At 68.9% G+C, this 24,524-nt stretch carries 26 protein-coding genes; 13 read left to right on the top strand and 13 right to left on the bottom strand.

The genetic code is table 11. From position 1 onward, the window contains the following. Positions 1-10: 10 nt before the first annotated feature. The 3 genes from secF (at position 11) to I4U41_RS11510 (ending at position 2,284) form a co-directional block, all read left to right on the top strand. Entirely contained in the window at positions 11-985 is a 975-nt protein-coding gene (gene secF / locus I4U41_RS11520) for a protein translocase subunit SecF (protein WP_206861249.1), read from the top strand. Between the two features lie 131 nt (positions 986-1,116). After that, positions 1,117-1,443 carry a putative quinol monooxygenase gene (locus I4U41_RS11515; protein ID WP_206861248.1) on the top strand — a complete coding sequence of 109 codons (327 nt, stop codon included), beginning with the start codon at positions 1,117-1,119 and terminating at the stop codon, positions 1,441-1,443. Between the two features lie 22 nt (positions 1,444-1,465). Continuing rightward, the gene (locus I4U41_RS11510) at positions 1,466-2,284 is read left to right on the top strand and encodes an alpha/beta fold hydrolase (RefSeq protein ID WP_206861247.1); all 819 of its coding nucleotides are present in this window, start codon (positions 1,466-1,468) and stop codon (positions 2,282-2,284) included. 247 nt (positions 2,285-2,531) lie between these two features. Here the strand turns inward: I4U41_RS11510 and I4U41_RS11505 are convergent, their stop codons facing one another. After that, the gene (locus I4U41_RS11505) at positions 2,532-3,356 is read right to left on the bottom strand and encodes an inositol monophosphatase family protein (RefSeq protein WP_206861246.1); all 825 of its coding nucleotides are present in this window, start codon (positions 3,354-3,356) and stop codon (positions 2,532-2,534) included. A 103-nt stretch (positions 3,357-3,459) separates the two neighbouring features. Between I4U41_RS11505 and I4U41_RS11500 the strand changes: the two genes are divergently transcribed. From I4U41_RS11500 to I4U41_RS11490, 3 genes are all read left to right on the top strand, one after another. Then, positions 3,460-4,251: an RNA methyltransferase gene (locus I4U41_RS11500; RefSeq protein ID WP_206861245.1), complete on the top strand. Its 792-nt coding sequence runs from the start codon at positions 3,460-3,462 to the stop codon at positions 4,249-4,251. A gap of 88 nt (positions 4,252-4,339) precedes the next feature. After that, a complete protein-coding gene (locus I4U41_RS11495) occupies positions 4,340-5,266 on the top strand; it encodes a phosphate/phosphite/phosphonate ABC transporter substrate-binding protein (protein WP_425492576.1) in 927 nt (308 codons plus the stop codon). Then, positions 5,263-7,389 carry a putative bifunctional diguanylate cyclase/phosphodiesterase gene (locus tag I4U41_RS11490; RefSeq protein WP_206861244.1) on the top strand — a complete coding sequence of 709 codons (2,127 nt, stop codon included), beginning with the start codon at positions 5,263-5,265 and terminating at the stop codon, positions 7,387-7,389. The genes I4U41_RS11495 and I4U41_RS11490 overlap by 4 nt, the downstream gene beginning before the upstream one ends. Positions 7,390-7,548: 159 nt before the next feature. On the opposite strand, the gene I4U41_RS11485 is transcribed toward I4U41_RS11490, so the two are convergent. The 3 genes from I4U41_RS11485 to I4U41_RS11475 all read right to left on the bottom strand — a co-directional run bounded on the left by I4U41_RS11485 (position 7,549) and on the right by I4U41_RS11475 (position 9,881). Further along, entirely contained in the window at positions 7,549-7,845 is a 297-nt protein-coding gene (locus I4U41_RS11485) for a TFIIB-type zinc ribbon-containing protein (RefSeq protein ID WP_206861243.1), read from the bottom strand. A gap of 54 nt (positions 7,846-7,899) precedes the next feature. Then, positions 7,900-9,165 (bottom strand): polyhydroxyalkanoate depolymerase, encoded by a 1,266-nt coding sequence (locus I4U41_RS11480; protein ID WP_242525125.1) that lies wholly within the window; start codon positions 9,163-9,165, stop codon positions 7,900-7,902. 107 nt (positions 9,166-9,272) lie between these two features. Further along, positions 9,273-9,881, bottom strand: coding sequence for a class I SAM-dependent DNA methyltransferase (locus tag I4U41_RS11475; protein WP_206861241.1), 609 nt, complete (start codon positions 9,879-9,881; stop codon positions 9,273-9,275). A 103-nt stretch (positions 9,882-9,984) separates the two neighbouring features. Here I4U41_RS11475 and I4U41_RS11470 point away from each other — a divergent pair, with 103 nt between their 5' ends. After that, positions 9,985-10,434 carry a CopD family protein gene (locus tag I4U41_RS11470; RefSeq protein ID WP_206861240.1) on the top strand — a complete coding sequence of 150 codons (450 nt, stop codon included), beginning with the start codon at positions 9,985-9,987 and terminating at the stop codon, positions 10,432-10,434. An 88-nt stretch (positions 10,435-10,522) separates the two neighbouring features. After that, the gene (locus tag I4U41_RS11465; protein WP_206861239.1) at positions 10,523-11,668 is read left to right on the top strand and encodes a hypothetical protein; all 1,146 of its coding nucleotides are present in this window, start codon (positions 10,523-10,525) and stop codon (positions 11,666-11,668) included. Between the two features lie 72 nt (positions 11,669-11,740). On the opposite strand, the gene I4U41_RS11460 is transcribed toward I4U41_RS11465, so the two are convergent. The 3 genes from I4U41_RS11460 to I4U41_RS11450 are packed head-to-tail and all read right to left on the bottom strand — an operon-like array spanning position 11,741 to position 12,852. Next, positions 11,741-11,959, bottom strand: a complete 219-nt coding sequence (locus I4U41_RS11460; RefSeq protein ID WP_206861238.1) for an RNA-binding S4 domain-containing protein — start codon at positions 11,957-11,959, stop codon at positions 11,741-11,743. A 39-nt stretch (positions 11,960-11,998) separates the two neighbouring features. Further along, positions 11,999-12,262 carry a GIY-YIG nuclease family protein gene (locus I4U41_RS11455; RefSeq protein WP_206861237.1) on the bottom strand — a complete coding sequence of 88 codons (264 nt, stop codon included), beginning with the start codon at positions 12,260-12,262 and terminating at the stop codon, positions 11,999-12,001. Then, positions 12,259-12,852, bottom strand: coding sequence for a hypothetical protein (locus I4U41_RS11450; RefSeq protein ID WP_206861236.1), 594 nt, complete (start codon positions 12,850-12,852; stop codon positions 12,259-12,261). Before I4U41_RS11450 ends, I4U41_RS11455 begins: the two co-directional genes overlap by 4 nt. Positions 12,853-12,944: 92 nt before the next feature. Here I4U41_RS11450 and dbpA point away from each other — a divergent pair, with 92 nt between their 5' ends. After that, positions 12,945-14,351: an ATP-dependent RNA helicase DbpA gene (dbpA, locus tag I4U41_RS11445; RefSeq protein WP_206861235.1), complete on the top strand. Its 1,407-nt coding sequence runs from the start codon at positions 12,945-12,947 to the stop codon at positions 14,349-14,351. A gap of 142 nt (positions 14,352-14,493) precedes the next feature. On the opposite strand, the gene I4U41_RS11440 is transcribed toward dbpA, so the two are convergent. The 4 genes from I4U41_RS11440 to I4U41_RS11425 form a co-directional block, all read right to left on the bottom strand. Continuing rightward, the gene (locus I4U41_RS11440; protein WP_206861234.1) at positions 14,494-14,889 is read right to left on the bottom strand and encodes a DoxX family protein; all 396 of its coding nucleotides are present in this window, start codon (positions 14,887-14,889) and stop codon (positions 14,494-14,496) included. Positions 14,890-14,951: 62 nt separating this feature from the next. Then, positions 14,952-15,782, bottom strand: a complete 831-nt coding sequence (locus I4U41_RS11435; RefSeq protein WP_206861233.1) for a general secretion pathway protein GspB — start codon at positions 15,780-15,782, stop codon at positions 14,952-14,954. A 4-nt stretch (positions 15,783-15,786) separates the two neighbouring features. Next, complete coding sequence (locus tag I4U41_RS11430) at positions 15,787-17,091, bottom strand: ExeA family protein (protein ID WP_206861232.1); 1,305 nt, start codon at positions 17,089-17,091, stop codon at positions 15,787-15,789. A gap of 116 nt (positions 17,092-17,207) precedes the next feature. Beyond that, positions 17,208-18,137, bottom strand: coding sequence for a DMT family transporter (locus tag I4U41_RS11425; RefSeq protein ID WP_206861231.1), 930 nt, complete (start codon positions 18,135-18,137; stop codon positions 17,208-17,210). A 228-nt stretch (positions 18,138-18,365) separates the two neighbouring features. On the opposite strand from I4U41_RS11425, the gene I4U41_RS11420 reads away from it, so the two are divergent. From I4U41_RS11420 to I4U41_RS11405, 4 genes are all read left to right on the top strand, one after another. Continuing rightward, positions 18,366-20,819, top strand: a complete 2,454-nt coding sequence (locus I4U41_RS11420) for a TonB-dependent receptor plug domain-containing protein (protein ID WP_206861230.1) — start codon at positions 18,366-18,368, stop codon at positions 20,817-20,819. Between the two features lie 97 nt (positions 20,820-20,916). Continuing rightward, on the top strand, positions 20,917-21,249 hold the full coding sequence (locus I4U41_RS11415; RefSeq protein ID WP_206861229.1) for a TfoX/Sxy family protein: 333 nt from the start codon (positions 20,917-20,919) through the stop codon (positions 21,247-21,249). Positions 21,250-21,376: 127 nt separating this feature from the next. Further along, positions 21,377-21,970, top strand: coding sequence for a YceI family protein (locus tag I4U41_RS11410; RefSeq protein ID WP_206861228.1), 594 nt, complete (start codon positions 21,377-21,379; stop codon positions 21,968-21,970). A gap of 138 nt (positions 21,971-22,108) precedes the next feature. After that, positions 22,109-22,477, top strand: coding sequence for a DUF1428 domain-containing protein (locus I4U41_RS11405; RefSeq protein WP_206861227.1), 369 nt, complete (start codon positions 22,109-22,111; stop codon positions 22,475-22,477). Here the strand turns inward: I4U41_RS11405 and I4U41_RS11400 are convergent. Both I4U41_RS11400 and I4U41_RS11395 read right to left on the bottom strand, forming a co-directional pair. Continuing rightward, positions 22,446-23,780 carry an RNA polymerase sigma factor gene (locus tag I4U41_RS11400; RefSeq protein WP_206861635.1) on the bottom strand — a complete coding sequence of 445 codons (1,335 nt, stop codon included), beginning with the start codon at positions 23,778-23,780 and terminating at the stop codon, positions 22,446-22,448. The two genes, I4U41_RS11405 and I4U41_RS11400, sit on opposite strands and share 32 nt — an antisense overlap. Positions 23,781-23,983: 203 nt before the next feature. Further along, positions 23,984-24,520, bottom strand: a complete 537-nt coding sequence (locus I4U41_RS11395) for an SRPBCC family protein (RefSeq protein ID WP_206861226.1) — start codon at positions 24,518-24,520, stop codon at positions 23,984-23,986. Between the last annotated feature and the right edge of the window lie 4 nt (positions 24,521-24,524).

Below are 24,524 nucleotides of genomic sequence, written 5' to 3'. Positions count from 1 at the left end.
GAACGAAACAATGAAACTTTTCCCGCTTCATCTCATCCCGAACGACACCAGGATCGACTTCCTGCGTACGCGCTACGTGTCGATGGCGATCACGGTGCTGCTGTTCGTCGCATCGCTGGTGATCATCGCCACGTTCGGCTTCCGCAAGGAGGCCTACGCGCTGGAGTTCACCGGCGGCACGCTGGTGGAAACCACGTTCGAGCGTCCGGCCGACGTCGACAGCGTCCGCGAGCAGCTGGCCACCGCCGGCTTCGATAACGCCCAGGTGCAGGCCTTCGGCGGCGGCAACGGCCTGATGATCCGCCTGCAGCCGCATGGCGAGAGCAACAACGCCACCGGCAGCAACTCGATCGCCAACCAGGTGGTCAAGGCCGTGTCCACCGCGGAGAACCCGGCGCGCGTGCTGCGCAGCGAGTTCGTCGGCCCGCAGGTCGGTGCCGACCTGGTGCGCGACGGCATCTACGCCACGCTGTTCATGCTGATCGGCTTCCTGATCTACATCGCGTTCCGCTTCGAATGGAAGTTCGCGGTGGTGGCGAGCCTGACGGCGTTCTTCGACCTGATCGTCACCGCCGCCTACGTCTACGGCACCGGCCGCGAGTTCGACCTGACCGTGCTGGCCGGCCTGCTGTCGGTGATGGGCTTCGCGATCAACGACATCATCGTGGTCTTCGACCGCGTGCGCGAGAACTTCCGCACGCTGCGCGTGGACTCGATGGAAGTGCTGAACCGTTCGATCAACCAGACGCTGTCGCGAACGGTGATCACGGCGGTGATGTTCTTCCTGTCGGCGTTCGCGCTGTACCTGTACGGCGGTTCGTCGATGGAAGGCCTGGCGCTGACGCACATGATCGGCGCGGTGGTCGTGGTGGTCTCCTCGATCTTCGTCGCGGTGCCAATGCTGTCGCTGGGGCCGTTCAAGGTCAGCAAGCAGGACCTCATGCCGAAGGCGAAGGACGAGGCGGCGCTGGCGCGCCGGCCGTAACGGATCCATCGCAACGTGGTTTTGGAAAGGGCCGCATCGCGGCCCTTTCTCTTTGGCGTGCCGGAGCCGGCTGGAAAGGCAAAGCGCGGCTGCGGGACAATCGGGCCATTCCCGCGACCGGAGCCCCCCGCATGGCCAACGACGACCTCGTCTTCTACGTGAAGCTGCACGTGAAGCCCGAATGCGTGGACGCATGGAGGCGCGCGTTCGACGACATCGCGCAGGCCATGGCGAAGGAGCCTGAATTCGTCTCCTGCCACCTGCACGTCGATGCGTCCGACCCGAACCAGTTCACGCTGTACGAGCGCTGGGCCGAGCCTGGTGTCGAGGCGTTCCTGCGCAACCAGATGAAGCCGTATCGCGTGCAGTACGACGCGCTCATCGAGCCGCTGCTGCAACGCCCGCGCGAGGCACAGGTGCTGGTGCCGCTGGGCGAATGGTTCGGCGCGCGCTCGTGACGCACGACGCGAACGAAGCGCTGTGAGCGGACCGCACCGCGACGTCCTGATCGACACGGGCGAAGGCCGCGTCTTCTGCCGTGGATGGGAACCCGAGACGGGCAGCGTCGAAGCGCGGCCGCCGATCGTGCTGCTGCACGATTCGCTGGGCTGCGTGGAGACCTGGCGCGATTTCCCGCGACGCCTGTGCGATGCCACGGGGCGGCGCGTGATCGCCTACGACCGCCTCGGTTTCGGGCGTTCGGATCCGCATCCGGGAACGCTCGCCGCCGACTTCATCGCGCGCGAGGCGACGACCACCTTCGCGCGCGTGCGCGAGAGCCTGGGGCTCGACCGCTTCATCGCCTTGGGCCACAGCGTCGGCGGCGGCATGGCCGTGGCGTGCGCGGCGGCGCATGCCTCGCACTGCGACGGTGTCGTCACCGAATCGGCGCAGGCCTTCGTCGAGGACCGCACGGTGCAGGGCATCGTCGCGGCGAAGGCGGATTTCGCGCAGCCAGGGCGCATCGAACGCCTGCGCCGTTACCACGGCGACAAGGCGGAGTGGGTGCTGCATGCGTGGACGGACACGTGGCTGGCCCCCGGCTTCGCGACGTGGACGCTGGACGGGGAACTGCGTCGCGTGCGCTGCCCGCTGCTCGCATTGCGCGGGGATCGCGACGAATTCGGTTCGATGCGACATCCGGAGCGTATCGTCGCGCTGTGCGGTGGGCCGTCGGAGATCGAAAAGCTCGAGGGCTGCGGCCATGTGCCGCACCGGGAACATGCCGATCGGGTCATCGCGCGGGTGCGGGAGTGGCTGGACGGAATCCGGCTTCGTGGCGTGCGGGTCGCCCCGTAACGCGTGCGCACTGCCTCCTCGCATTGGGCATCCCGTCTCCGGCGCAGTACTTCACCTTCGCCGGGATGACGGTTAAGCGAAGCGCACGCGGGGAGGCTGCCGCGCGTCCCGGGTACGCTTCGCTTACCCGCGCTACAACAGCAAGGCGCGGGTGTCGCAGGACGCAACGCGGCCATTCCCCCCGCACGAAACAGAAAAGCCGCGCATCGCGCGGCTTCTCCGTGACGCATGCGACACCGCGCGGCGATCAGGCCTGATCGAACGCCGCCGCATACCCCGTGTTGACGATCTTCTGCTGCAGGGCGTCGCACACCTTCAGGTTCGCGGCGACGATCTGGCGCGTCGCCAGGCCGCGGTTGTCCATCGGGCCGGTGCTCCGGCCGCGGAAGTCGGTGACCTTGCCGCCGGCCTCACGCACCAGCAGCACGCCGGCGGCGATGTCCCACGGCTTCACGCCGGCTTCGAAATACGCATCGGCGCGACCGCAGGCGACGTAGGCCAGGTCCAGCGCAGCCGAACCCGTGCGGCGGATGTCCTCCGCCTCCAGCAGCAGGTTGTCGATGGTCTTCAGCTGCGCGGACACGCGCGCGCGCTCGCGCGGCGGGAAGCCGGTCAGCACCATCGCGCCATTGAGGTCCTTGCGCTCGGTCACGCGGATGCGGCGCTCGTTGAGCGTCGCGCCGCTGCCGCGGCTGGCGGTGAACAGGTCGTTGCGCAGCGGGTCGAAGATCACCGCGTGGATCGGCTCGCCGTTCTCCACCAGCGCGATCGACACGCAGAAATGCGGAATGCCGTGCAGGTAGTTGCTGGTGCCGTCGAGCGGGTCGATCACCCAGGTGAAGCGGTTATGGCCGATCGAACCGCTTTCCTCGCCGAGGATCGCGTAGTCGGGCGTGGAGCGGCGGAATTCCCGGATGATCTCCTTCTCCGCCAGGCCGTCGACTTCGCTGGCGTAGTCCATCCGGTCCTTCTCGACGACGTTCAGCGCGTCGAGCTTGTTCATGTGGCGCAACAGGACGTTGCCGGCGGCACGGGCGGCCTTGACCATGAGGGTGACGGCGGGTTTCTGCATGGGCGAAGGGCCTCGTTCGGGGGACGGGGAGAGGATGGACTGGCGGGGGTGAAAGAGCGGCACCGGCGCTGCGGCCGGGGCGCGGAGTTTACCATTGCGCGCCATGAGTTCCGAATCCAGATCCGTGAATCCTTCCCATCCGGCCGCGCAGCGCCTGCGCATCGTCCTCGTCGGCACCCAGCACCCGGGGAACATGGGCTCGGCCGCCCGCGCCATGAAGACCATGGGCTTGGCGCGCCTGGTCCTGGTGGCGCCGGAAAGGCGCCCCAACGAGGAGTCCTACGCCCTGGCCGCGGGCGCCGACGACGTCCTGGGCGATGCCCTGATCTGCGAAACGCTGGCCGACGCCGTCGCCGATTGCCGCCTGGTCCTGGGCTGCACGGCACGCAGCCGGCGCGTCCAGCTGGAGGAACTGCTGCCCCGCGATGCGGCGGCCCGCAGCGTGACCGAGGCCGCGGCCGGCGCCGAGGTGGCGCTGGTGTTCGGCCGCGAGCGCACCGGCCTGACCAACGACGAGCTGCAGCTGTGCCATGCGTCGGTGCACATTCCGGCCAACCCGGACTACAGCTCGTTGAACCTCGCCGCCGCCGTGCAGGTGCTCAGCTACGAGTTGCGCCTGGCGCTGCTGGACGCGTCGTCGGGCGATGCCATGGACGCAGCCGGCGAACGCCGCGATCCGCCCGCCTCGCACGCCGAGATGGAAGGCTTCTTCGCGCAACTGGCGCAGACGCTCGACGCGATCGATTTCCACAAGGGCCGCGCGCCCGAATCGGCGATGCGCAAGCTGCGCCGGCTCTACCTGCGCGCCGGGCTGGACGCGCGCGAGGTGCGGATCCTGCGCGGCATCCTCGCCGACGCCCAGCGCATGGCGATGCTCGCCGGATCAAAACGCTGATCTGCGTGACGCCCGTCGGTTTGCCGTTCCGGCCCGGCGGGCTTTCGATTACGCTGCCCGGCGGCATCCCGATGGATCGTCGTTCTTGATCGCCAGCCTGCGCCGTAACGTCCTGCTGATCCTGTGCTTGCTGGCCACCGCCGCCGTCGCGCTTCCGGCGAAGGCGGCCGACGACGCGGGCGTGCTCGTGCTCGGCCGCATCAGCGACGATCCCAAGAAACACTACGAGCAGCTCAAGCCGCTGCTGGACTACGTGGTGCCGCGCCTGGCCGACGTCGGCATCCGCGAGGGCCGCATCCTCATGGCCAAGGACTCGCAGCAGATGGCCAGTTATCTGCGTCGCGGCCGGGTCGACTGGGTGACCGAAACCACCGGCACCGCGATGCTCCTCCGCCAGCGCGGCGGCGCGCGGACGCTGGCGCTGACCGAACGCGATGGCGTCAGCCACTACCACAGCATCTTCTTCGCGCGGCGCGACAGCGGGCTGTCCTCGCTGGACGACCTGCGCGGCCACAGCATCGCCTTCCAGCGCCCCAGTTCCACCAGCGCCTACTTCGTACCGGCGGCCGAACTGCTGCGGCGCGGCTTCGCGCTGGAGATCCTGCTCTCCCCGGAAGACCGCATCGAGCGCGACGCGGTCGGCTACCTGTTCGCCTGGTCGGAGCTGAACATCTCGACCTGGGTGCACAAGGGGCTGGCCGACGTCGGCGTCATGAGCAATCTCGACTGGGCGAACCCGCAGCGCATGCCGCCCGCGTTCCGCGACGACCTGACCGTGATCGGCGCGACCGCCGACTACCCGCGCGCGGTGGAGATGGTGCGCGACGGCCTCGATCCGCGCGTGGAAGCGCGCCTGCGCGAAGTGCTGCTGGACGCGGCGGGCGATCCGGACGCCGGCGACGCGCTGATGCGCTTTTTCAACACCACGCGCTTCATGCCGGTGGATGCCGAATCGCGCAGGGCGCTCGACCGCATCTCCGACGGCGTGGCCCGCGTGCGCGCGGAGGTCGAATGAAACTGCGCATGGGCCTGCAGGCGCGCTTCCTCGTCCTGATGGGCGTGGCGCTGCTGGTCGTGTTCGCGCTGGTCGCGCTGCTGCTCAACCGGCAGGAACAGATGCGCCGCGAGGTCGAGGGCGTCAGCCGGCAGGCGATGCGCACGATGATCGGCGAGAACCTGCGTCGCCATGGCGAGGTCGCGGTCGCGCAGCTCGCGAGCGCGCTGACCAATCCGCTGTATTACTCCGACCTGGACGCGGTCGGCGCGCTCGCGCGTTCCGCGCTGGCCGCGCCGGACGTGCGCTACGTCATCGTGTTCGACCGCGACGGCAAGGTCGTGCACGACGGCAGCGAGGACATCGCGCCGTACGGCCATCGCATGGACGATGCGATGGCGGACGAAGTCATCGCATCGCGCGCGCTTCACACGCAGTTCGACGACCAGGTCATGGATGTCTCGATGCCGATCCTGATCGGCCAGCAGCGTGTCGGCGGCGTGCGCATCGGTTACGACATGCAGGCGATGCGGCGCCTGCAGGACGATGCGGTCGGCACGCTGCGCGGGCGGCTGGACACGCTCGGCCAGCGGCACGTGATCTGGATCGGCCTGCTCGGCACCGGCCTGCTGGTGTTCGGCGCGCTGTCGCTATGGCTGATCCAGCGTCTGCTGGTGCGGCCGATCCGCCGCCTGGCCGAATCGGCGCAGGAAATCGAAGCCGGCCACTTCGACACCACCACGCCCGCCGACGGCCGCAACGACGAAGTCGGCGACCTGATGCGCGCGTTCGACCGCATGAGCCTGAGCCTGGCGCGGCACGATCGCGAGATCCGCCGCATGGCCTACACCGATGCGTTGACCGGACTGGCGAACCGCCTCGCGTTCCGCGAAACGCTGGACGAACGCCTGGGCCAGAGCAACAACCGCCAACTGGCGTTGCTGTTCGCCGACATCGATGACTTCAAGCGCGTCAACGACACGCTCGGCCACGACGCCGGCGACGAGGTGCTGCTGCAATGCGCGCACCGCATCGAGGACGCGGTCGCGCGCGTGGGCGGCGAGGGCGCGCTGCTGGCGCGCTTCGGCGGCGACGAGTTCGTGATCCTCGTGCAGGCCGCGGACGATCCGCACGATGAGGTGCGCACGCTGGCGACGAAGCTCGCCGAGGCGCTGGTGGTCGATCTGGGCAAACCGGTGGACGTGCAGGGGCGGCAGGTGTTCCTGGGCACGTCGATCGGCATCACGCTGTTCCCCGAGGACGCGGCCAGCGGCACTACGCTGATGAAGAACGGCGACATCGCGATGTACCAGGCGAAGGTCGCCGGCAAGAACTGCTTCCGCTTCTACAGTCGCGCGATGAACCAGGCGGTGGAACGGCGCGTGCACCTGGAGCAGGAACTGCGCGGCGCATGGGATCGCGGGGAACTGAGCCTGGTGTACCAGCCGGTGTTCCGCCTCGTCGACGGCGCGATGATCGGCGCCGAGGCGCTGCTGCGCTGGCGCCATCCGGAACTGGGCTTCGTCGCGCCGTCGGTGTTCATCGACGTGGCCGAGCAGAGCGGACTGATCGAAGCGCTCGGTCCGCAGGTGCTGCACGCCGCGTGCGCCGACGCGGTCGCGTGGCAAAAGACGCGCAGGGATCCGGAGCCGATGTTCGTCGCGGTGAACGTCTCACCGCGCCAGCTGCGCAGCGGCGACCTGCCGGAAGTGGTATCGGCCTGCCTGCGCGACACCGGCCTGGCCGCCGACCTGCTGCACCTGGAACTCACCGAGACGGCGGTGATCGGCGACGAGCTGCACGCGAGCGCGCTGCTGTCGGAACTGCGCGGCATGGGCGTGCGCGTGTGGCTGGACGATTTCGGCACCGGCTTCTCCGGCCTGAGTCATCTGCGCCGCGTGCCGGTGGACGGGGTGAAGATCGACCGCAGCTTCGTCGCCGACGTGCTGCGCGACCCGGACGACCTGGCGCTCACCACGGCGATCATCGCGATGGCGCATTCGCTGGGCATCCTGGTGGTGGCCGAGGGCGTGGAGAAGGAAGGCCAGTACGCGATCCTGCGCGAACGCGGGTGCGATTTCGCGCAGGGCTACTGGCTGGGCCATCCGGTGACGGCGGAGGAGTTCACGCAGCTGCGGGCGTGAGGTGCGCTCGCGTTTGTAGCGCAGCTCTTGTAGCCCGGGTAAGCGAAGCGCACCCGGGTCAGGCGTCACCGCAGCGTTGCCCGGGTGCGCTTCGCTTACCCGGGCTGCAACGGACAAGGCAACGGCATACGCGACCGCGACGCCTCGCGCCGCACCCGCTCAGAAATCGAACAACTCCCCAAGAAGGTTCTTCTTCTTGCGGTACTTGTAGTCCGACTTGTAATCGCTCTTGTAGCGATCGTCGTGATGGCCATGGCCGCGCGGGTCGTGCACCGGCGGCGGAGGCGGCGCGGCACGTGTTACCTGCGGAGCCGTATCGGCCGACGCACGCTCGATCAGCTTGTCGAGTTCGCCGCGATCGAGCCAGACGCCACGGCATTGCGGGCAGTAGTCGATCTCGATGCCTTGGCGATCGGTCATCGCCAGCTTCACGCCACGGCAGACGGGACAGTCCATGGTGGTTTCCTCGTTCGGGGGAAACCCATGTTCTCAGGGCGCCGGGCCGATGAGTCAAGTCGCTTCCGGAACGCCTCGTTCAGCATGGCGGGCGATGAAATCGCGCACCTGCGGGTACACCTGCGTGCGCCAGCGTCGGCCGCTGAAGATGCCGTAATGGCCGGCGCCCTGCACGGTGAGGTGTTCGCGATCGGCCTCGGCGATGCCCGTGCACAGCGTGTGCGCGGCGCGCGTCTGGCCCTGGCCGGAGATGTCGTCGAGTTCGCCCTCGATGGTGAGCAGCGCGGTCCGCCGGATCTTCGACGGGTCCACGCACTCGCCGTCCACGTCCCACTCGCCGCGCGGCAGCAGGTGGTCCTGGAAGACCACGCGCACGGTCTGCAGGTAGTACTCGGCCGGCATGTCGAGCACGGCGTTGTATTCGTCGTAGAAGCGGCGGTGCGCGGCGGCGTCTTCCAGGTCGCCCTTCACCAGGTGCATGTAGAAGTCCCAGTGCGACTGGAAATGCCGCTCGGGGTTCATCGCGAGGAAGCCGCCGTGCTGCAGGAAACGCGGATACACGCGACGCCCGTGGCCCGGATAGTTCGCCGGCACGTGCTGGATCAGGTTGTCCTCGAACCACGACAGCGGTTCGTGCGTGGCCAGGTCGTTGACCTTGGTCGGGTTCTGGCGCGTGTCGATCGGGCCGCCCATCATCACCATCGAACGCGGCGTGGTTTCGCCGCGCGCGGCCATCAGCGAGATCGCCGCGAGCACCGGCACCGTCGGCTGGCACACGCTCACCACGTGCAGCGTGTCGGCGCCGATCTGGCGGATGAAGTCCTGCACGTACGCGATGTAGTCGTCGAGCGAGAATTCGCCGTCGGCCACCGGGACCATGCGCGCGTCGATCCAGTCGGTGATGTAGACCTTGTGGTCGCGCAGCAGCGTGCGCACGGTGTCGCGCAGCAGCGTCGCGTGATGGCCCGACAGCGGCGCGACGACCAGCACCGGCGGCTGTTCCTTCAGGTCGCGCAGGTTGCCGGCATCGTCGGCGTAGCGCTTGAAGCGCAGCAGGCGGCAGAACGGCTTGCGCGCCATCTCGCGCTCGATCACCGGATACACGGTGCCGTCGATGTCGATGGAATGGATGCCGAACTCGGGCTTCTCGTAATCCTTGCCGATGCGGTACAGCAGCTCGCAGCCGGCCGCGGTCTGCGCGGCACCGGGCAGCGACGACAGCCAGCCGCCCTGCTGGCCGAACATCTTGGCGCAGGCTTCGGCCCAGTACGTCATCGGGGCCATCCACGCGCGGCCCAGTTCGTGCATCTGGTAGAGCATCGGTTCGAATCCGTGGCGGGCCCGGGCGGGCCGCATGCTGCGGCGCAGCATAGCGGAACGGCCGGCGCGGCGGGTTAACAGGCGGCGTCCGGCTCGGGCAGGGCGGTTCAGGCGGGTCGTTCCAGCGCGACCAGCCGGTCCGACAGCGCCGGGGAGAGCCACAGGTGCGACCCGAGCGGCACGAAGCCGGCCTTCGCGAAGCGCTGCCGGTAGAAGCGCGCCGGCCGGGGATGGAAGCCGACGTCGTCGCCGTCGGTCTCGTCCTCGCCGGTGAAGGTTTCCAGGAACGCGACGCCGCCACACAACTCGGCCACGCCCGGCAGGCCGCGATCGAGTTCGCGCGTGTCGAGGTAATGCATGACGTCGCTGCACACGAGCAGGTCGACCGGCGGGCAGGGGCGCAGCCGGGCGAAATCGGCGAAGCGCGCGAAATGCACGTTGCGCCGCGCACCGAAGCGACGCACCGCGTACTCGCTGCTGTCGAAGCCGAGGTAGGACGCCTTCGGCCGCAGTTTCAGCAGCGGCGCGCGCCATGCGCCTTCGCCGCAGCCGATGTCGAGGACGGTGCGGATCGGGCGTTCGAGATGGTATTCGGCGGTGGCCACGGCGAGCGCCACCTTGCGGGTGAGCCGCGCGGCGCTGCCGACGGCGTGGTCCTTCTTCGACGGATCGCGGTACCAGCGTTCGAAGTAGGCCTGGTCGTAGTGTTTGCTCATGGCCGGATTTTACCGTCCGACCACCGCGACGCCGGCGGCTCGAGCACCTCCACCCTGTGCAATCCTATGCGCCGTTCGCGAATCCGCTCCCGTCGAGGAACCCATGGCCTATTTCTGGATCAAGACCGCCCACCTCGTGTTCGTGATGGCCTGGATGGGCGGCGTGTTCTACCTCCCGCGCATCCTGGTCAACCTGGCCGAAGCCGGCGACGAACCGGCGGTGCGTGCGCGGCTGGTGCTGATGGGCCGGCGGCTGTACCGCTTCGGGCATATGATGTTCGGAATGGCCTTCGTGTTCGGCCTGGTGCTGTGGCTGGGCTACAGGGTGTTCCCGGGCTTTCCGACGATGGTCGGTCCCGGTGCCGGATGGCTGCACGCGAAGCTCGCGCTGGTGGTGCTGATGCTCGTGCATTTCACCGTCGCCGGGCGCTGGCTGAAGGGCGTCGACGCGGGCCGCGCGCTGCCGTCGTCCAGGGCGCTGCGCTGGTTCAACGAACTGCCGGTGCTGCTGCTGGTGGCGATCGTGTTCCTGGTGCTCGCCAAGCCGTTCTGACGGAAGGCCGCGGAAAAGCCCGCTTCTCACGCCCTCCACCCGCGCCTGCTACTGTTCGCCGCAATCCACCCGTAGACGTGGGAGCGCCATGGACGAGCGTTACTCGTTGATGCGCGGAGGGCTGCTGTACCGGCTCACGCATGCCGGCGGCGCGCCGTGGACCGAGCGCGCCTACGCGCCCTGGATCGCCTTCGCGCTGCTGATGGTCGTGCTGGTGCCGGTCGCGGTGCTGTCGGCGCTCGATGGGCGCCTGCTCGCCGGTGCGACCGTGCCGCTGGGGCGCGACTACAACGTCTGGGCACGCTTCGCCATCGCGATGCCGGCGCTGGTGCTCGCCGCGCCGCTCGCCGACGAACGCATGTGGCGCGCGCTGGACCATCTGCGCAGCCTGGTGGAACCCGGCGACCAGGCGAAGTTCGAGCGCGCGCTGGAACGCCTGCGCCGCTGGCGCGATGCGGTGTGGCCCGAACTGCTCCTGTTCGCCATCGCCGTCTCGGGTGCGTTCATCGCGCCGACGTTGCCGCTGTACGAACAGGTCACCAGCTGGCGCAACGACGGCGCGCAGCTCACGCCGGCGGGGCTGTGGCTGACGTGGGTCGGCTTCCCGGTGTTCCGCTTCCTCGTGCTGCTGTGGCTGTGGCGTTTCACGCTGTGGGTGTGCCTGCTGGCGCGGTTCTCGCGGCTCGAACTGGCGTTGCACGCGGCACATCCCGACGGCTGCGGCGGCGTCGGTTTCCTCGGTTACGCGCACGCGTCGTTCCTGGTGCTTCCGTTCGCGGGCGGGCTGCTCGTCGCCGGCAGTTGCGCGGTGGAGATGGACTACCTCGGCGTGCGCCTGAGCGCGCTGCACGTCGTGCTCGGCGCCTACGTGGTGATGGCGATCGCGCTCCTGCTCGCGCCGCTGCTGTTGCTCACGCCGAAACTCGCCGCGCTCAAGCGCAACAGCCTGCTGGCGTACGGCGCGCTCGGCACCGACACGGCAGAGGAATTCGAGAACCGCTGGCTGGGACGCGCGCGGCGCGATGCGGCGCCGATCCTCAACGCGGGCGATTCCTCCGCGCTGGCCGATCTCACCGCCGTCTACGCCACCGCCAACCGCATGGGCACGGTGCCGGTGCAGCGCTGGATCCTGCTGCAGTTCGTCGGCGCGACGGCGCTGCCGCTGTTGCCGCTCGTGTTGCTGGTCATGCCGATGGACGAGCTGCTGCAGAAGCTGCTTTCGATGCTCGTGTGAGTGGAGCAGGAGCGAGTGTGGAGGAGCGGGAAGCGAGGAGGAACAACTCGCTCACTTCTCACTTCTCGCTTCTCACGCCTGCACCACGCGGATTTCCACCTCGTCCACGACCACCACCTGGCCCGCGCGGATCTTGCAGGTCTTGCGCAGCTCGACTTCGCCGTCCACCGTCACCGCACCGCTGGCGACGATCGCCTTGCCCGCGCCGCCGCTGTCGCACAGGCCCACCAGCTTGAGCAGCTGGTTGAGTTCGACGTGGTCGCGGTCGAGTTCGAAATCGATGTGCTGCATGGATCGGGCCGGCGGGCGAGGGCGCTCAGGATACGCCGCTCATCCGCCCGCGCACAGCGCGCGCTTCTGCTCGGGCCGAAGCTGCTTGATCGCGTGTTCGGCGCGGCTGGCCGATGCGCGGTCCGGATGCGGGAACTGCCCCAGCAACCGCACCGGCGGACGCGATCGCGTGTATCGCGCGCCCTTGCCGGCCACGTGCTGCGCGTAGCGGCGCGCGACGTCGGTGGTGATGCCGGTGTACAGACTGCCGTCGCGGCATTCCAGCAGGTAGACGAACCAGGGCGCGGCGGTGTCGGTGGTCATGGCAGGTAATCGTACAGCCGGTAGATCCACGACAGCTCGTAGACGATCGCGAACGCCACGAACGCCCGGTGGAACCATTCGTTCGACACCTTCATCGCGACCAGGCACAGCACCACGAGCAACCCGTTGCGGATCGGGTATTCGATGCCGAAGTGCTCGTAATACGGCTTGCCCTTGATCAGCGTGTCGATGAAGTCGATCACGTACAGCGCGGCCATGATCCCGAAGAACCAGCTGCGCCGGGACTGGAAGTAATCGCGCCAGCCGCTGTAGTCGGCCAGGTCGTCGGGAAACAGCAGCGTGCACAGCAGGAACAGCACGACCACGTAGAGGATCAGGAACGCGTACGAGGTGAAGCTCCACGGGTGCACGCGCACCAGGCCGAATTCCCACCACCAGAAGTGCACCAGCAGGATGAACATCGACAGCGCCCATGCCAGGTGCACGCCGTAGATGCGTTCGCGCCCGGGATGCTGCACGAACTTCGCCATGCCCTTGAGCAGCGTGGTGAGCGCCAGGCCCAGCACGATGCCCAGCACGATGCGGATGTGCGCGAACTGCGGGTCGTTGGCGACGGCGGTCGTGTCCATGGCGCGCCCCGGAGAGCCTTCTGGCCGATGCCGCGAGCATAGTCATCGCCGCGGCGTGGCGCATTCACGCCGGCAGCTGCGATCATGGCGGCATGACCGAGTCTCCCCATTCCGCGGCCCCCGACGCCGCGTTCGACCGCCTCCCGCTGACGCCCGCGCTGCTGCAGGGCGTGCAGGCGCTGGGCTACGCGCGGATGACGCCGGTGCAGGCGCATGCGCTGCCGGCGATCCTCGACGGCCGCGACCTCATCGCGCAGGCGCCCACCGGCAGCGGCAAGACCGCCGCGTTCGGCCTGGGGCTGCTGCACCGGCTCGATCCGGCCGCGAACGCCACCCAGGCGCTGGTGCTGTGCCCGACGCGCGAACTCGCCGACCAGGTCGGCCGCCAGCTGCGCAAGCTCGCCTTCGCGATCCCCAACCTGAAGCTGTCGATCCTGTGCGGCGGCATGCCGCTGCAGCCGCAGCTGGATTCGCTGGCGCAGCACGCGCCGCAGATCGTGGTCGGCACGCCGGGCCGGTTGCAGGAGCTGCTGCGCAAGCGCGCGCTGGACCTGTCCGCGCTGCGCACGCTGGTGTTCGACGAAGCCGACCGCATGCTCGACATGGGCTTCGAGGAGCCGATCCGCGAGATCGTGCGCGCCACGCCCGCCTCGCGCCAGGGCCTGCTGTTCTCGGCGACCTTCCCCGATTCCGTGCGCGAAATCAGCCGCGCGATGCTGCGCGATCCGGCGGAAGTCACCGTGGAAGGCGGCGAACGTCACGCCGCGATCGAGCAGCGGTTTTACGAAGTGGACCCTTCGCGCAAGACGCAGCTGCTGGCCGCGCTCCTGCTGCAGGAGAAGCCCGAATCGTGCGTGGTCTTCTGCAACATGCGCCGCGACGTGGACGAGGTGGCCGGCTCGCTCTCGCACTACGGCTTCACCGCGCTGGCGCTGCATGGCGACATGGAGCAGCGCGATCGCGACGAGGTGCTGGTGCGTTTCGCGAACCGCAGTTGCAACGTGCTCGTCGCCAGCGACGTCGCCGCGCGCGGGCTCGACGTGAAGGAGCTGGCGATGGTGGTGAACTTCGACGTCCCCAGCGACGCGGACACCTACGTGCATCGCATCGGCCGTACCGGTCGCGCCGGCCGCGACGGCCTCGCACTGACCCTGGTGGGGCCGCGCGAGCAGGGACGCGTGTCCGCCATCGAGGAACGACAGGGCGCGCCGCTCGCCTGGTACAAGGCGACGCCGCTGTCGGGCAAGCCGTCGAACGTTCCTCCCGCGGCGATGGTGACGCTGCGCATCGACGCCGGCCGCACCGACAAGCTGCGCCCCGGCGACATCCTCGGCGCGCTGACCGGCGACGCCGGCTTGAAGGCCGATGCGGTCGGCAAGATCGATGTATTCCCGACGCGTTCGTACGTCGCGGTCGCACGCGCGCAGGCGGCGCAGGCGTTGACGCGCCTGCGCGAGGGGAAGATCAAGGGAAGGAAGTTCCGGGTGGGGCGGATGTAAGGCGAACCGCCGCCGTCATCCAGCTTTTGTAGCCCGGGTAAGCGAAGCGCACCCGGGAGCTCGCGGCTTCCCCCGACCCGGGTGCGCTTCGCTTACCCGGGCTACAAGAGCCCGGTGTTTTTCGGCCGACTATGCGGTGCGATCACCGCTGGTTGAACGCCCACCTTCCCGGTCCCAGCAGCGCGATCGCCGCCGCGGTCGCCAGGAACATCACCTGCAGTTCGATCGCCCAGCCGCCCTGTTCGTTGAGGTGGCCGATGTCGCCCAGGTGCACCAGGTACAGCGCGAACAGCATGTTGATGACGATCAGGATGCCGCCGATGCGCGAGAAGAAACCGGTGATGACCAGCAGCGGTGCGATCACCTCGCCGATGATCACGCCGTAGGCGAAGAACGCGGGGAAGCCCTGCGTTTCGACCAGCTTGAAGATGCCGTCGAGACCGCCTTCGAGCTTGCTCAGCCCATGCAGGAAAACCAGTACGCCGAGCGCGATGCGGAGGATCAGCTTGCCGATGTCTTGCTGGGTGCTGCTGTTCATGGCGGTACCCCGGGTTGGTCGGACAGGCGGATGGTCCGCTGCCGCCGCGCCCGGCGCAACCGTCAGCGCAGGGGCAGGGACAGGCGGCGGCCGTGCCAGTTGAGGACCACGCCATCGGGCGCGATCTCCTCCACCACCGCTTCGCCGACACGATCGCCCACTCCCACGCGCGCCCCGTCGATGATCGCGAAGCGCTGCGCCGGCGTCGGGCCGAACATGTGCATGCTGATCTTCAGCGCCGGCAACTGCTCGCGTTCGCCGGGCGACAGGTCCGACAGACCGACCGGCGCACCGGTGGCGGGCGGCGGCATGGGCATCGGCTCGACCGGTGCCGGCACGGCTGCGGGCGCGCGCGCCGGTTCCGAGGCCGGCGTCGCATTCGCGATGGCCTGCTCGTAGCGATCCACGGTCCCCGTGGGTGCGACCGGTTCCGGCGCGGAGGGTGTGGCCGGTGCGGTGGTCTGCGGCGGCGTCGGGCGGACCGTCGCGATGTCGGACGCGCCGGCATACACGTCGCCTTCGACGGGCTGCACCGGTTCCGGCGGAGCGCCCGGCACCGGGCGTCTGGGAAGCGGCGCCGGCGCGGGCGCGTTCGTTGGCGGCAGGGTGGCGACTTCCGGCGGCGCTACGTCCGTCATCGCCGTCGGCGCGGGCGCTTCGTCCTGCGTCACCGCGGGCGCGCTTTCGGGCGCGGACGCGGGGCGGTCCCACAACCACCACGCCACCGCGATCACCACGACAAGCGCCGCGATCCCGGCGAACCAGAACGGCCCGCGACCGCGCGGTCCACCTGGCGGCCGGCCCGGCGGCGGGAGTTCCGCGCGCAGGTCGGGGACTTCGCCGCGGCGGCGTTCGGCTTCGGATTTGCGCAGGGCATCGAGGATCAACGACATCGCGTCACTTCACTCCCTGCGCAGACGTGGTGTCGAGCGAGCCCAGCCGCTGCGGCGCGTCGTCCCGCGCCGCCAGCGCCATCAGCGTGGCGGGGCCGACCACGCCATCGGCGACCAGGCCGGCGTCGTGCTGGAAACGCCGCACCGCGTCCTGCATCGTCGTGTCGAACACCGCCGGCGCGGTCGAGGCCGGCAGGTACGCGGGCCGCAGGCGGCGTGCGATCCACTCCACCATCACGCCCGTCGCGCCCTGCCGCAGGGGCGCGTCTCGCAGCGCGGCGGCGAAGGTTTCGGCGTCCAGGCGCATGGTGGTGTCCGCAGGCGCCATCGCCGCGACCCTGACCGGCCTGGCGGGCGCGGGCGTGGGTTTCGCGACGGCGTCGGCGCGGACCGGCGCGCGCGTCCACCATCCGCCGGCGAAGGCGAACGCCGCCGCGGCCAGGACCGCCCCCGCCGGCAGCGCGAACATCCACGTCCAGCGCATGCGCGGCTTCGATGCCGGCAGCACTTCGGCCGCCGCGCGATCGACCCAGCGCGCATCCAGCATCGCCACGTCGTGCGCGTAACCGGCGAGCAGGCTGCGTTCGGCGATCACGTTGATCAGGCGCGGCACGCCGCCGGAATGCGCGTGGATGCGCTTCAGCGCCGAGCCGTCGAACGGAAACCGCGTGCCACCGGCGACGCGATAACGGTGGCGCAGGTAATCGCCGGTTTCCGACGCATCCAGCGGCGTGAGGTGGAAGCGCGCGGTGATGCGCTGCGCGAGTTGGCGCAGGTCCTCGCGCGCGAGCATGCGGCGCAGTTCCGGCTGCGCGAGCAGCACGATCTGCAGCAGCTTCTGCGTCGGGGTTTCCAGGTTGGTGAGCAGGCGCACCTGTTCGAGCGCCTCGACCGACAGGTTCTGCGCCTCGTCGATCACCAGCACCACGCGCAGCCCCTGCGCGTAGGCATCGAGCAGGTAGACGTTGAGCGCATCGACCAGCGCCTTCGTGCTGCCGCGCCGGCCGTCCAGGTCGATGTGCAGTTCCTCGCAGATCGATTCGAGCAGTTCCACCGGCGTGACGCGGGGATTGAGCACCAGCGCGACGCGCGCGTTCTCCGGCACCTGTTCCAGCAGCAACCGGCACAGCGTGGTCTTGCCGGTTCCGACCTCGCCGGTGAGTTGCACGAACCCGCCGCCGCCGCCCTGCGTGATGCCGAACAGCAGGTGCGCCAGCGCATCGCGGTGGCGTTCGCTGAGGAACACGAAGCGCGGGTCCGGCGTGATCGAGAACGGCGGCTCGGTCAGGCCGTAGTGCTCGAGGTACATGGGCGGCGGGCGACTGCGGAGTTCCGGGCAGGGTAAGCGAGAAACGGGCGGCGAGGAACGAGAAACGAGTTGCGGCCGGCGCCTTCACTCGTTTTTCGTTCCTGTTTCACTCGTTCCTAGCCCTTCGCCTCTGCCGTCCCCAGCACCTCCGGATCGACCGGGTGCGGCCGGCCCAGCAGCGGATGGATGAACACGGCGGCGAGGATGATCGCCACGCCCACGTAGAACAGCGTCGTCAGCTCGCGCTGTTCGCCCAGCAGCAGCGCGGCCAGGACGATGGCGTAGACCGGTTCCAGGTTCACCGCGAGCTGCTGCGCGAACGCGCTCATGTGGCGCAGCGCCACCAGCGACAGGCTGAACGGGAGCAGCGTGCACGCCAATGCGAGGCCGAGCAGCAGCGCGACGTCGTGCGCGCTGGGCGTCACCAGCAGCGGGCCGGCGAAGGCCGGGAACAACAGTGGCATCAGCGGCGCGAGCAGGGTCAGCATGAGCACGCCGGCGCCGAGTTCCAGCGCGGTGACGGTGAGCGGGTCGCCATGTTCGACCATGCGCTTGTTGAGCGAACCGAACACCGCCACCAGCAACGCCGACACCGCACCCACCGCGATGCCCGCGCGCATGCCCGCCGGCACGCCGCCGACCACCAGTACCACGCCCGGCAACACCATCAGGCCCAGCGCGAGTTCGCGCTTGGAGAACCGAGTGCGCGTCAGCCAAGGTTCGATCATCGCCACGAACACGGTGCCCAGCGCCATGCAGGTCGCGCCGACGGAGGCGTTCGACAGCTTGATCGCGCCGTAGAAGGTGAGCCAGTGCAGCGCGACGAGTGCGCCGATGCCGGCGTAGGCGAGCATCGTGCGCGGCGACATCGCGCGCAGTCCGCGCCACACGCGCGGCACCAGCGCGAGCGCGGCGACCACCAGCAACATCCGCCACCACACCAGCGGCAGCGCGGGCAGGGTGATGAGCTTGCCCAGGATCGCGGTGAACCCCCACAGCAGCACGCAGAAATGGATTTGCAGTTGCGCCTTGCGGGTCGGGGTCATGCGGGTGTGGCGATGGCGGCGGAGGGCCGGCCATTGTCGCCGGTGTCATGGGGCGGATGTCACGACGCGCGGTTGCCCTTGCAGCCCGGGTAAGCGACGCGCACCCGGGGCCCGATCGCGCATCCGGGTGCTTGTCCGGACACCGCGCTCCGCAAACCGACAAAACAAAATTGGCAAATTCTTAACATTTCGTTATAGGCTCAGGGCACGCCAACGCCGGGAGTGCCCATGAGCCAGCACCGCAGCCGTCTGTTCCGCGCAGTGACCACCGCACTCTGGCTGGGAGGCGGGCTGCTCGGCAGCAGCGCCGCGCTGGCCCAGCAGGCTCCGCCGGTCACCGGCGAGCCCGAAACCGCCGCCGAAGCGCGCGCCGAGGAAACCGGCCGCGCGACGACCCTCGAAACCGTCTCCGTCCTCGGCTCTCGCCGCGTGCAGCGCTCGTCCGACACGGCATCCATGTCGCCCGTGGACGTGTTGCCGATGGACCAGGCGGTCGAGGAAGGCGCGCAGTTCGACCTCGCGCAGACGCTGCAGTACGCCTCGCCCTCGTTCACCTCCACCCGCCAGACCGGCGCCGACGGCGCGGACCTGATCGACGGCGCCGCGCTGCGTGGCCTGGGCTCCGACCAGACCCTGGTGCTGGTGAACGGCAAGCGCCGCCATACCGTGTCGCTGGTGAACATCTACGGCGCGCGCAATCGCGGCAACACCGGCACCGACCTCAACTCGATCCCGCTGATGGCGGTCGATTCCGTCGAAGTCCTTCGCGATGGCGCCGCCGCGCAGTACGGTTCGGACGCCATCGCCGGCGTCATGAACATCTCGCTCAAGCGCGACAAGGGATGCGAAGCCGTCGCCGGCTACGGCGAATACACCCGGGGCGACGGCGAGAACTGGCTCGCCAGCGCGTACTGCGGCGCGGAACTCGCCACCGGTGGCATGTTCACCGTCACCGGCGAATGGCAGGACCGCGGCCGTTCCGACCGCTCCGTGCCCAAGGGCAGCCCGCGCATCATCGGCGACTCGGAAGTGACCAATCGCACGGTCTACCTCAACGGCGATTCGCCGCTCGGGGATGCGCCCGCCGAGGTGTACTTCACCGCCGGCATGCAGTCGCGCGATGCGTCCTCGGCCGCGTTCGCGCGCGAGGGCATCGGTTCGGAGGACATTCCCTCGCGCAACTCGGCGGCGATGTATCCCGACGGCTTCGTGCCCTTCATCGACGGCGAGCTGGAAGACCGCTACGGCATCATCGGCGCGCGCGGCGACATCGCGCAGTGGCATTGGGATCTGTCGCACACCTACGGCTACAACGAGCTGCGCTACACGATCAACAACACGTTGAACGCGTCGCTCGCGAACCTCGACCTGCTCAACGGCGGCGCCGGCATCAGCCCGGCGAGCTTCGACGCCGGCGGTTTCTCGTTCCAGCAGAACACCAGCAACTTCGACGTGTCGCGTTACTTCGACGGCCTGCTGGCCGGCGTCAACATCGCCTTCGGCCTGGAACAGCGCGAGGAACGCTACCGCATCCGCGAAGGCGAGGAAGGTTCGTACCTCGATTACGACGGCGCGGGCGAGGGCGGCAATCCGGGCAGCCAGGGTTTCCCGGGCTTCCAGCCGGGGGACGTCACCGACAAGTCGCGCGACAGCACTGCCGGTTACGTCGACGTGGAAGTGAACTACACCGACCGCTTCATGATGGGCTACGCGGTGCGCTACGAGGACTTCAGCGACTTCGGCAGCACGCTCGACGGCAAGATCGCCGCCGCCCTGCGCGCGACCGACACGGTGATGCTGCGCGGTTCGGTGAGCACCGGCTTCCGCGCGCCGTCGCTGCAGCAGAAGTACTTCTCCTCGACCATCACCGATTTCATCAGCGGCGAGCCGGTGGACGTGGTGATCGCCTCCAACGACAGCGAACTCGCGCGGCTTGCGGGCGTGCCGAACCTCACCGAGGAGACCTCGCAGAGCGCGACGCTCGGCCTGACCTGGACGCCGCGCGACAACGTGTCGATGACGCTGGACCTGTACCGCATCGACATCGACGACCGCGTCGTGCTCAGCGGCGATTTCGACACCAGCGACCCGTCGATCGGGCCGATCCTGGAAGCGATGGACGTGGGCCTGGCGCGCTTCTTCTTCAACGCGGTGGACACGCGCACCGAGGGCGCCGACCTCACGGTCAACTACGACTTCGACTGGGCCGACGCGAAGTGGAGCACGTACCTGGGCGCGAACTACAGCAAGACCGAGGTGACGCAGGTGAACACGCCGCCGGCGCTGGTGGGCCGCGAGGACGTGCTGCTGCCCGAACGCGACCGCCTGTTCATCGAGAACGGCGCGCCGCGCAGCAAGGCGGTACTGGGCGTGGATTACGCGCGCGGCGCGTGGGAGGCGAGCGTGAAGGGCATCTACTTCGGCGAGCAGGAGCTGGGCACCTTCTCCGGCACCGCCGCCGGCGTGCCGAACCAGCATTACGCGAGCAAGGCCTCGGCCGACGTCAGCCTCACCTATGCCTTCGCCGGGAACACCAAGCTGACCGTCGGCGGCGCGAACGTGTTCGACAAGTTCCCCACGCGCCAGAACCCGGATGAAACCGACAACGGCCACATCTACGAGAGCGTGCAGTTCGGCCTCAATGGCGCCTCGTGGTACGTGCGCCTGTGGCATCGGTTCTAGCAACGAGTGGACAGGAGCGGGAAACGGGTGGGACGGCTTGTTTCTCACTCCTCATTCCCGGTTCCTCGTTTCTCGTTTCTCGTTCTTAGCAACTTCCATGGCCAACGCACTGCTCGCCCACCTCCACGACCTGCTCGATCCACTCGGCAGCGTGACCTCGCGTGCGATGTTCGGGGGGCATGGCGTGTACCTCGACGGCGAGCTGATCGGCGTGGTGATGGAAGACGCGTTCTACCTGAAGGTGGATGCCGAGACGCGCCTGCATTTCGAAGCGGCCGGCAGCGAACCGTACGTCTACCTGGGGCAGGCGGAGCCGATCACGATGAGCTACTGGTCCGTGCCCGGGGAGGCGCTGGAATCCGCCGAGGCGATGCGCCCATGGGCGGAGCTGGCGCGCGCCGCGGCGCGCAGGGCGGGGCGGGGGAAATAGGCCGCAGCCTCGTGCTGCAACGACCGCCGTGCTTCGGGCGGCCATGTCGATTTCCCGATTCCTCATTCGTCGAACCCAAGAAGGCCGCCAGACCGCCGCGGCCACGACGACCCCGAGGAGCCACCCGATGTCCACCCGCCGCCCCCCGTTCCCGCGCGCGCTGCTCGCCGCCGCGCTGTCGCTCACCGCCGCCGTGGCGACCGCCGCGCCGGCCGTGTACGAGATCGACCCGGCCCACACGTTCCCCAGCTTCGAAGCCGACCACATGGGCATTTCCGTGTGGCGCGGCAAGTTCAACCGCAGCAGCGGGCAGATCACCCTCGATCGCCAGGCGCAGACCGGCACGGTCGATGTAGTCATCGACACCACGAGCATCGACTACGGCCTGGACGCGATGAACGAGCACGCGCGCAACGACACGCTGCTCGATACGGCGAAGTTCCCGCAGGCCACGTACAAGGGCACGCTCGCCGATTTCCGCGATGGCGCGCCCACGCGCGTGAAGGGCGAGCTGACGCTGCACGGCGTGACGAAGCCGGTGGACCTGACGATCGGGCGCTTCAAGTGCATCCCGCATCCGCTGAACAAGCGCGAGCTGTGCGGCGCCGATGCGTACGGCGATTTCCAGCGCGATGCGTTCGGCATCGATGCCGGCAAGGACTACGGGTTCGACATGACGGTCTCGCTGCGCATCCAGGTCGAAGCCACGCGCACGCCGTGAGGCTCGCCGCTTCGCGGCTTCGTACCGCTCCCCGACCCTCCCCTGCGAGCCGGGGGAGGGAGCAGAAGCAGAAAAACCTTCCGCTAACACGCCATTCCCCATCCTGCGGCTTCCCGCCGCCACCACAGGAGTGAACGCATGGCCTTCTATGTCGATGGATTCGTCCTTCCCGTCCCGCGCGACAACGTGGACGCCTACAAGAAGCTCGCGCGCATGGCGGGCAAGATCTGGCTCGAATACGGCGCGCTGGAATACCACGAGTGCGTCGCCGACGACGTGCAGCCCGGCAAGACCACCTCGTTCCCGCAGGCGGTGAAGCTCAAGCCGGACGAGGTCGTGGTGTTCTCGTGGATCGTCTACAAGTCGCGCAAGGCGCGCGACAAGATCAACGCGCAGGTGATGAAGGATCCGCGCCTGGCCGGGATGGATCCCAAGTCCCTGCCGTTCGATGGCCGCCGCATGTTCTGGGGCGGATTCAAGCCGATCGTTTCGATGACGGCCGAGTAACCGCCGTCGCATCGTCCGCACCGGCCGCCGCCGCGCATTCGGCGGCGCGCCGGTGCAGCAGCGCCTGTTCGCGCGCGTTGCGGGTCATCTGCGCGGCGCGTTGGAACTCGTCGCGCGCCTCGCTCCAGCGTTCCAGCTTCCTCAGCAGATCGCCGCGCACCGCCGGCAGCAGGTGGTAGTCCTTCAGTGCGGGCTCGCCGGTCAGCGCGTCGACCACCGCCAGGCCCGATTCAGGACCGAACAGCATCGACAGCGCGACGGCGCGATTGAGTTCGACGACCGGCGACGGCGTGATGCGTGCGAGTGCGCCATACAGGCCGACGATCGCCGCCCAGTCGGTGTCCTCCGCCGTGGCCGCGCGTGCATGGCAGGCCGCGATCGCCGCCTGCAGCGCATACGGCCCGCCGGGCGCGGTGCCGCGTGCGGAGCCGAGTTTCTGCGCGCGTTCCAGCGCGCCAAGGCCGCGATGGATCAGCAACTGGTCCCACCGCGCGCGGTTCTGTTCGAGCAGCAGCACCGGGTCGCCGTCGGGCCCGATGCGCGCGGCCGAGCGCGACGCCTGGATTTCCATCAACGCGACCAGCCCGTGCACTTCCGGCTCGTTCGGCATGAGTTCGGCGAGCATGCGGCCCAGCCGCTGCGCGTCCTCGCACAGGCCAGGGCGCATCCAGTCGTCGCCGGCGGTGGCCGCGTAGCCTTCGTTGAAGATCAGGTAGATCACCGCGAGCACCGAGGAAAGCCGCTCGTTCAGCTCCTCGCCGCGCGGCATTTCGTACGGCACCTGCTTCTCGGCCAGGGTGCGCTTGGCGCGCACGATGCGCTGGGCGATGGTCGGTTCGGGCACGAGGAAGGCGCGCGCGATCTCGTCCGTGGTGAGGCCGCCGAGCAGTCGCAACGTCAGCGCGACCTGCGCGTGCGTCGGCAGCACGGGATGGCATGCGGTGAACACCAGGCGCAGCAGGTCGTCGTTGAACGGATTGTCGAGCGCGTCCAGGTGCGCGTCGTCGGCGTGCGCCTGTTCGTCCTCCAGCTCGCGCGCGATCTCCTCGTGCTTGCGCTGCTGCAGCTTGCTGCGGCGCAGGCGGTCGATCGCGCGGTGCTTGGCGGTGGCCATCAGCCACGCGCCGGGCTGGTCGGGAACGCCGCTTTCGGGCCATTTCTCCAGCGCCGCGACCAGCGCGTCCTGGGCCAGTTCCTCGGCCAGCTCCACGTCGCGCAGCATGCGCGCGAGCGCGGCGATGAGCCGGGCGGATTCGATGCGCCAGACGGCATCGATGGTGCGATGGATGTCGGTCGCCGTCATGGCGACGGATGAGAGCATCGGTGCGACGACGGTGCAAGTGCGAAAGGCGTCGTCTAGGTTGCCCGGAGGGCGGATGAAGAGCACCGGAGCGATGGCGCGGGACCGGCAGTGCGGCTGTGCACGGGCGGTTTCTATTGACGCTTCGTTGCCCCTCGCCCCACCCCTCTCCCGTCGGGAGAGGGGCTCGACAGCCCATCGCGGGCTCAGCCCTTGCCCTCGGCCACGCTCTTCAAACTCACCAGCCCCCGCTCGAAATCCTTCCCGAGCATCCGGTCCATGCTGAACACGAGCGACATCAGCTTGCCGATGTAGGGCTGCGGGCCGTGCATCGCCCAGGTCACGCGGCTGGCGCCGTCGCCTTCGGGGGCGATGAGGAATTCGGCCGTGTTGTGCGCTTCCATCGGGCGGGTGAAATCCAGGCGGATGCGCACCGCCGAGGCGGGCACCGATTCCACGATTTCCATGCGCCCCGCGCCCGCCTTGGAATTGCCGTCCCACGAGTACACCGCGCCGACGCCCTGCGGATTGCCCGCGATCTCGCGCTTCATCGCCGGATCCAGCGTCTCGAACGGCGACCACGCGCGCCAGCGGTTGAAGTCGTTCAACTGCTCGAACACGCGTTGCGGTGGCGCGTTCACCACGATGCTGCGCTCGACGCGGAAGGTGTCGGGGCGCGTGGTCGCGTACAGCAGCGCGGCCACGATGACGATCACTACGATCAGTCCGATGATCTTGAACATGGTC

The sequence above is a fragment of the Lysobacter changpingensis genome, assembly GCF_017308985.1.
Classification (GTDB): Bacteria; Pseudomonadota; Gammaproteobacteria; order Xanthomonadales; family Xanthomonadaceae; genus Lysobacter_J; species Lysobacter_J changpingensis.
The sequence above is the reverse complement of the archived record's forward strand: the minus strand, read 5'-3'. Positions and strand labels throughout refer to the sequence as shown.

Coding starts and splice junctions, on each gene's coding strand:
- secF (WP_206861249.1), top strand. CDS start 11: ATGAAACTTTTCCCGCTTCATCTCATCCCGAACGACACCAGGATCGAC.
- I4U41_RS11515 (WP_206861248.1), top strand. CDS start 1,117: ATGGCCAACGACGACCTCGTCTTCTACGTGAAGCTGCACGTGAAGCCC.
- I4U41_RS11505 (WP_206861246.1), bottom strand. CDS start 3,356: ATGCAGAAACCCGCCGTCACCCTCATGGTCAAGGCCGCCCGTGCCGCC.
- I4U41_RS11500 (WP_206861245.1), top strand. CDS start 3,460: ATGAGTTCCGAATCCAGATCCGTGAATCCTTCCCATCCGGCCGCGCAG.
- I4U41_RS11490 (WP_206861244.1), top strand. CDS start 5,263: ATGAAACTGCGCATGGGCCTGCAGGCGCGCTTCCTCGTCCTGATGGGC.
- I4U41_RS11485 (WP_206861243.1), bottom strand. CDS start 7,845: ATGGACTGTCCCGTCTGCCGTGGCGTGAAGCTGGCGATGACCGATCGC.
- I4U41_RS11480 (WP_242525125.1), bottom strand. CDS start 9,165: ATGCTCTACCAGATGCACGAACTGGGCCGCGCGTGGATGGCCCCGATG.
- I4U41_RS11475 (WP_206861241.1), bottom strand. CDS start 9,881: ATGAGCAAACACTACGACCAGGCCTACTTCGAACGCTGGTACCGCGAT.
- I4U41_RS11470 (WP_206861240.1), top strand. CDS start 9,985: ATGGCCTATTTCTGGATCAAGACCGCCCACCTCGTGTTCGTGATGGCC.
- I4U41_RS11465 (WP_206861239.1), top strand. CDS start 10,523: ATGGACGAGCGTTACTCGTTGATGCGCGGAGGGCTGCTGTACCGGCTC.
- I4U41_RS11460 (WP_206861238.1), bottom strand. CDS start 11,959: ATGCAGCACATCGATTTCGAACTCGACCGCGACCACGTCGAACTCAAC.
- I4U41_RS11455 (WP_206861237.1), bottom strand. CDS start 12,262: ATGACCACCGACACCGCCGCGCCCTGGTTCGTCTACCTGCTGGAATGC.
- I4U41_RS11450 (WP_206861236.1), bottom strand. CDS start 12,852: ATGGACACGACCGCCGTCGCCAACGACCCGCAGTTCGCGCACATCCGC.
- dbpA (WP_206861235.1), top strand. CDS start 12,945: ATGACCGAGTCTCCCCATTCCGCGGCCCCCGACGCCGCGTTCGACCGC.
- I4U41_RS11440 (WP_206861234.1), bottom strand. CDS start 14,889: ATGAACAGCAGCACCCAGCAAGACATCGGCAAGCTGATCCTCCGCATC.
- I4U41_RS11435 (WP_206861233.1), bottom strand. CDS start 15,782: ATGTCGTTGATCCTCGATGCCCTGCGCAAATCCGAAGCCGAACGCCGC.
- I4U41_RS11430 (WP_206861232.1), bottom strand. CDS start 17,091: ATGTACCTCGAGCACTACGGCCTGACCGAGCCGCCGTTCTCGATCACG.
- I4U41_RS11425 (WP_206861231.1), bottom strand. CDS start 18,137: ATGACCCCGACCCGCAAGGCGCAACTGCAAATCCATTTCTGCGTGCTG.
- I4U41_RS11420 (WP_206861230.1), top strand. CDS start 18,366: ATGAGCCAGCACCGCAGCCGTCTGTTCCGCGCAGTGACCACCGCACTC.
- I4U41_RS11415 (WP_206861229.1), top strand. CDS start 20,917: ATGGCCAACGCACTGCTCGCCCACCTCCACGACCTGCTCGATCCACTC.
- I4U41_RS11410 (WP_206861228.1), top strand. CDS start 21,377: ATGTCCACCCGCCGCCCCCCGTTCCCGCGCGCGCTGCTCGCCGCCGCG.
- I4U41_RS11405 (WP_206861227.1), top strand. CDS start 22,109: ATGGCCTTCTATGTCGATGGATTCGTCCTTCCCGTCCCGCGCGACAAC.
- I4U41_RS11400 (WP_206861635.1), bottom strand. CDS start 23,780: ATGACGGCGACCGACATCCATCGCACCATCGATGCCGTCTGGCGCATC.
- I4U41_RS11395 (WP_206861226.1), bottom strand. CDS start 24,520: ATGTTCAAGATCATCGGACTGATCGTAGTGATCGTCATCGTGGCCGCG.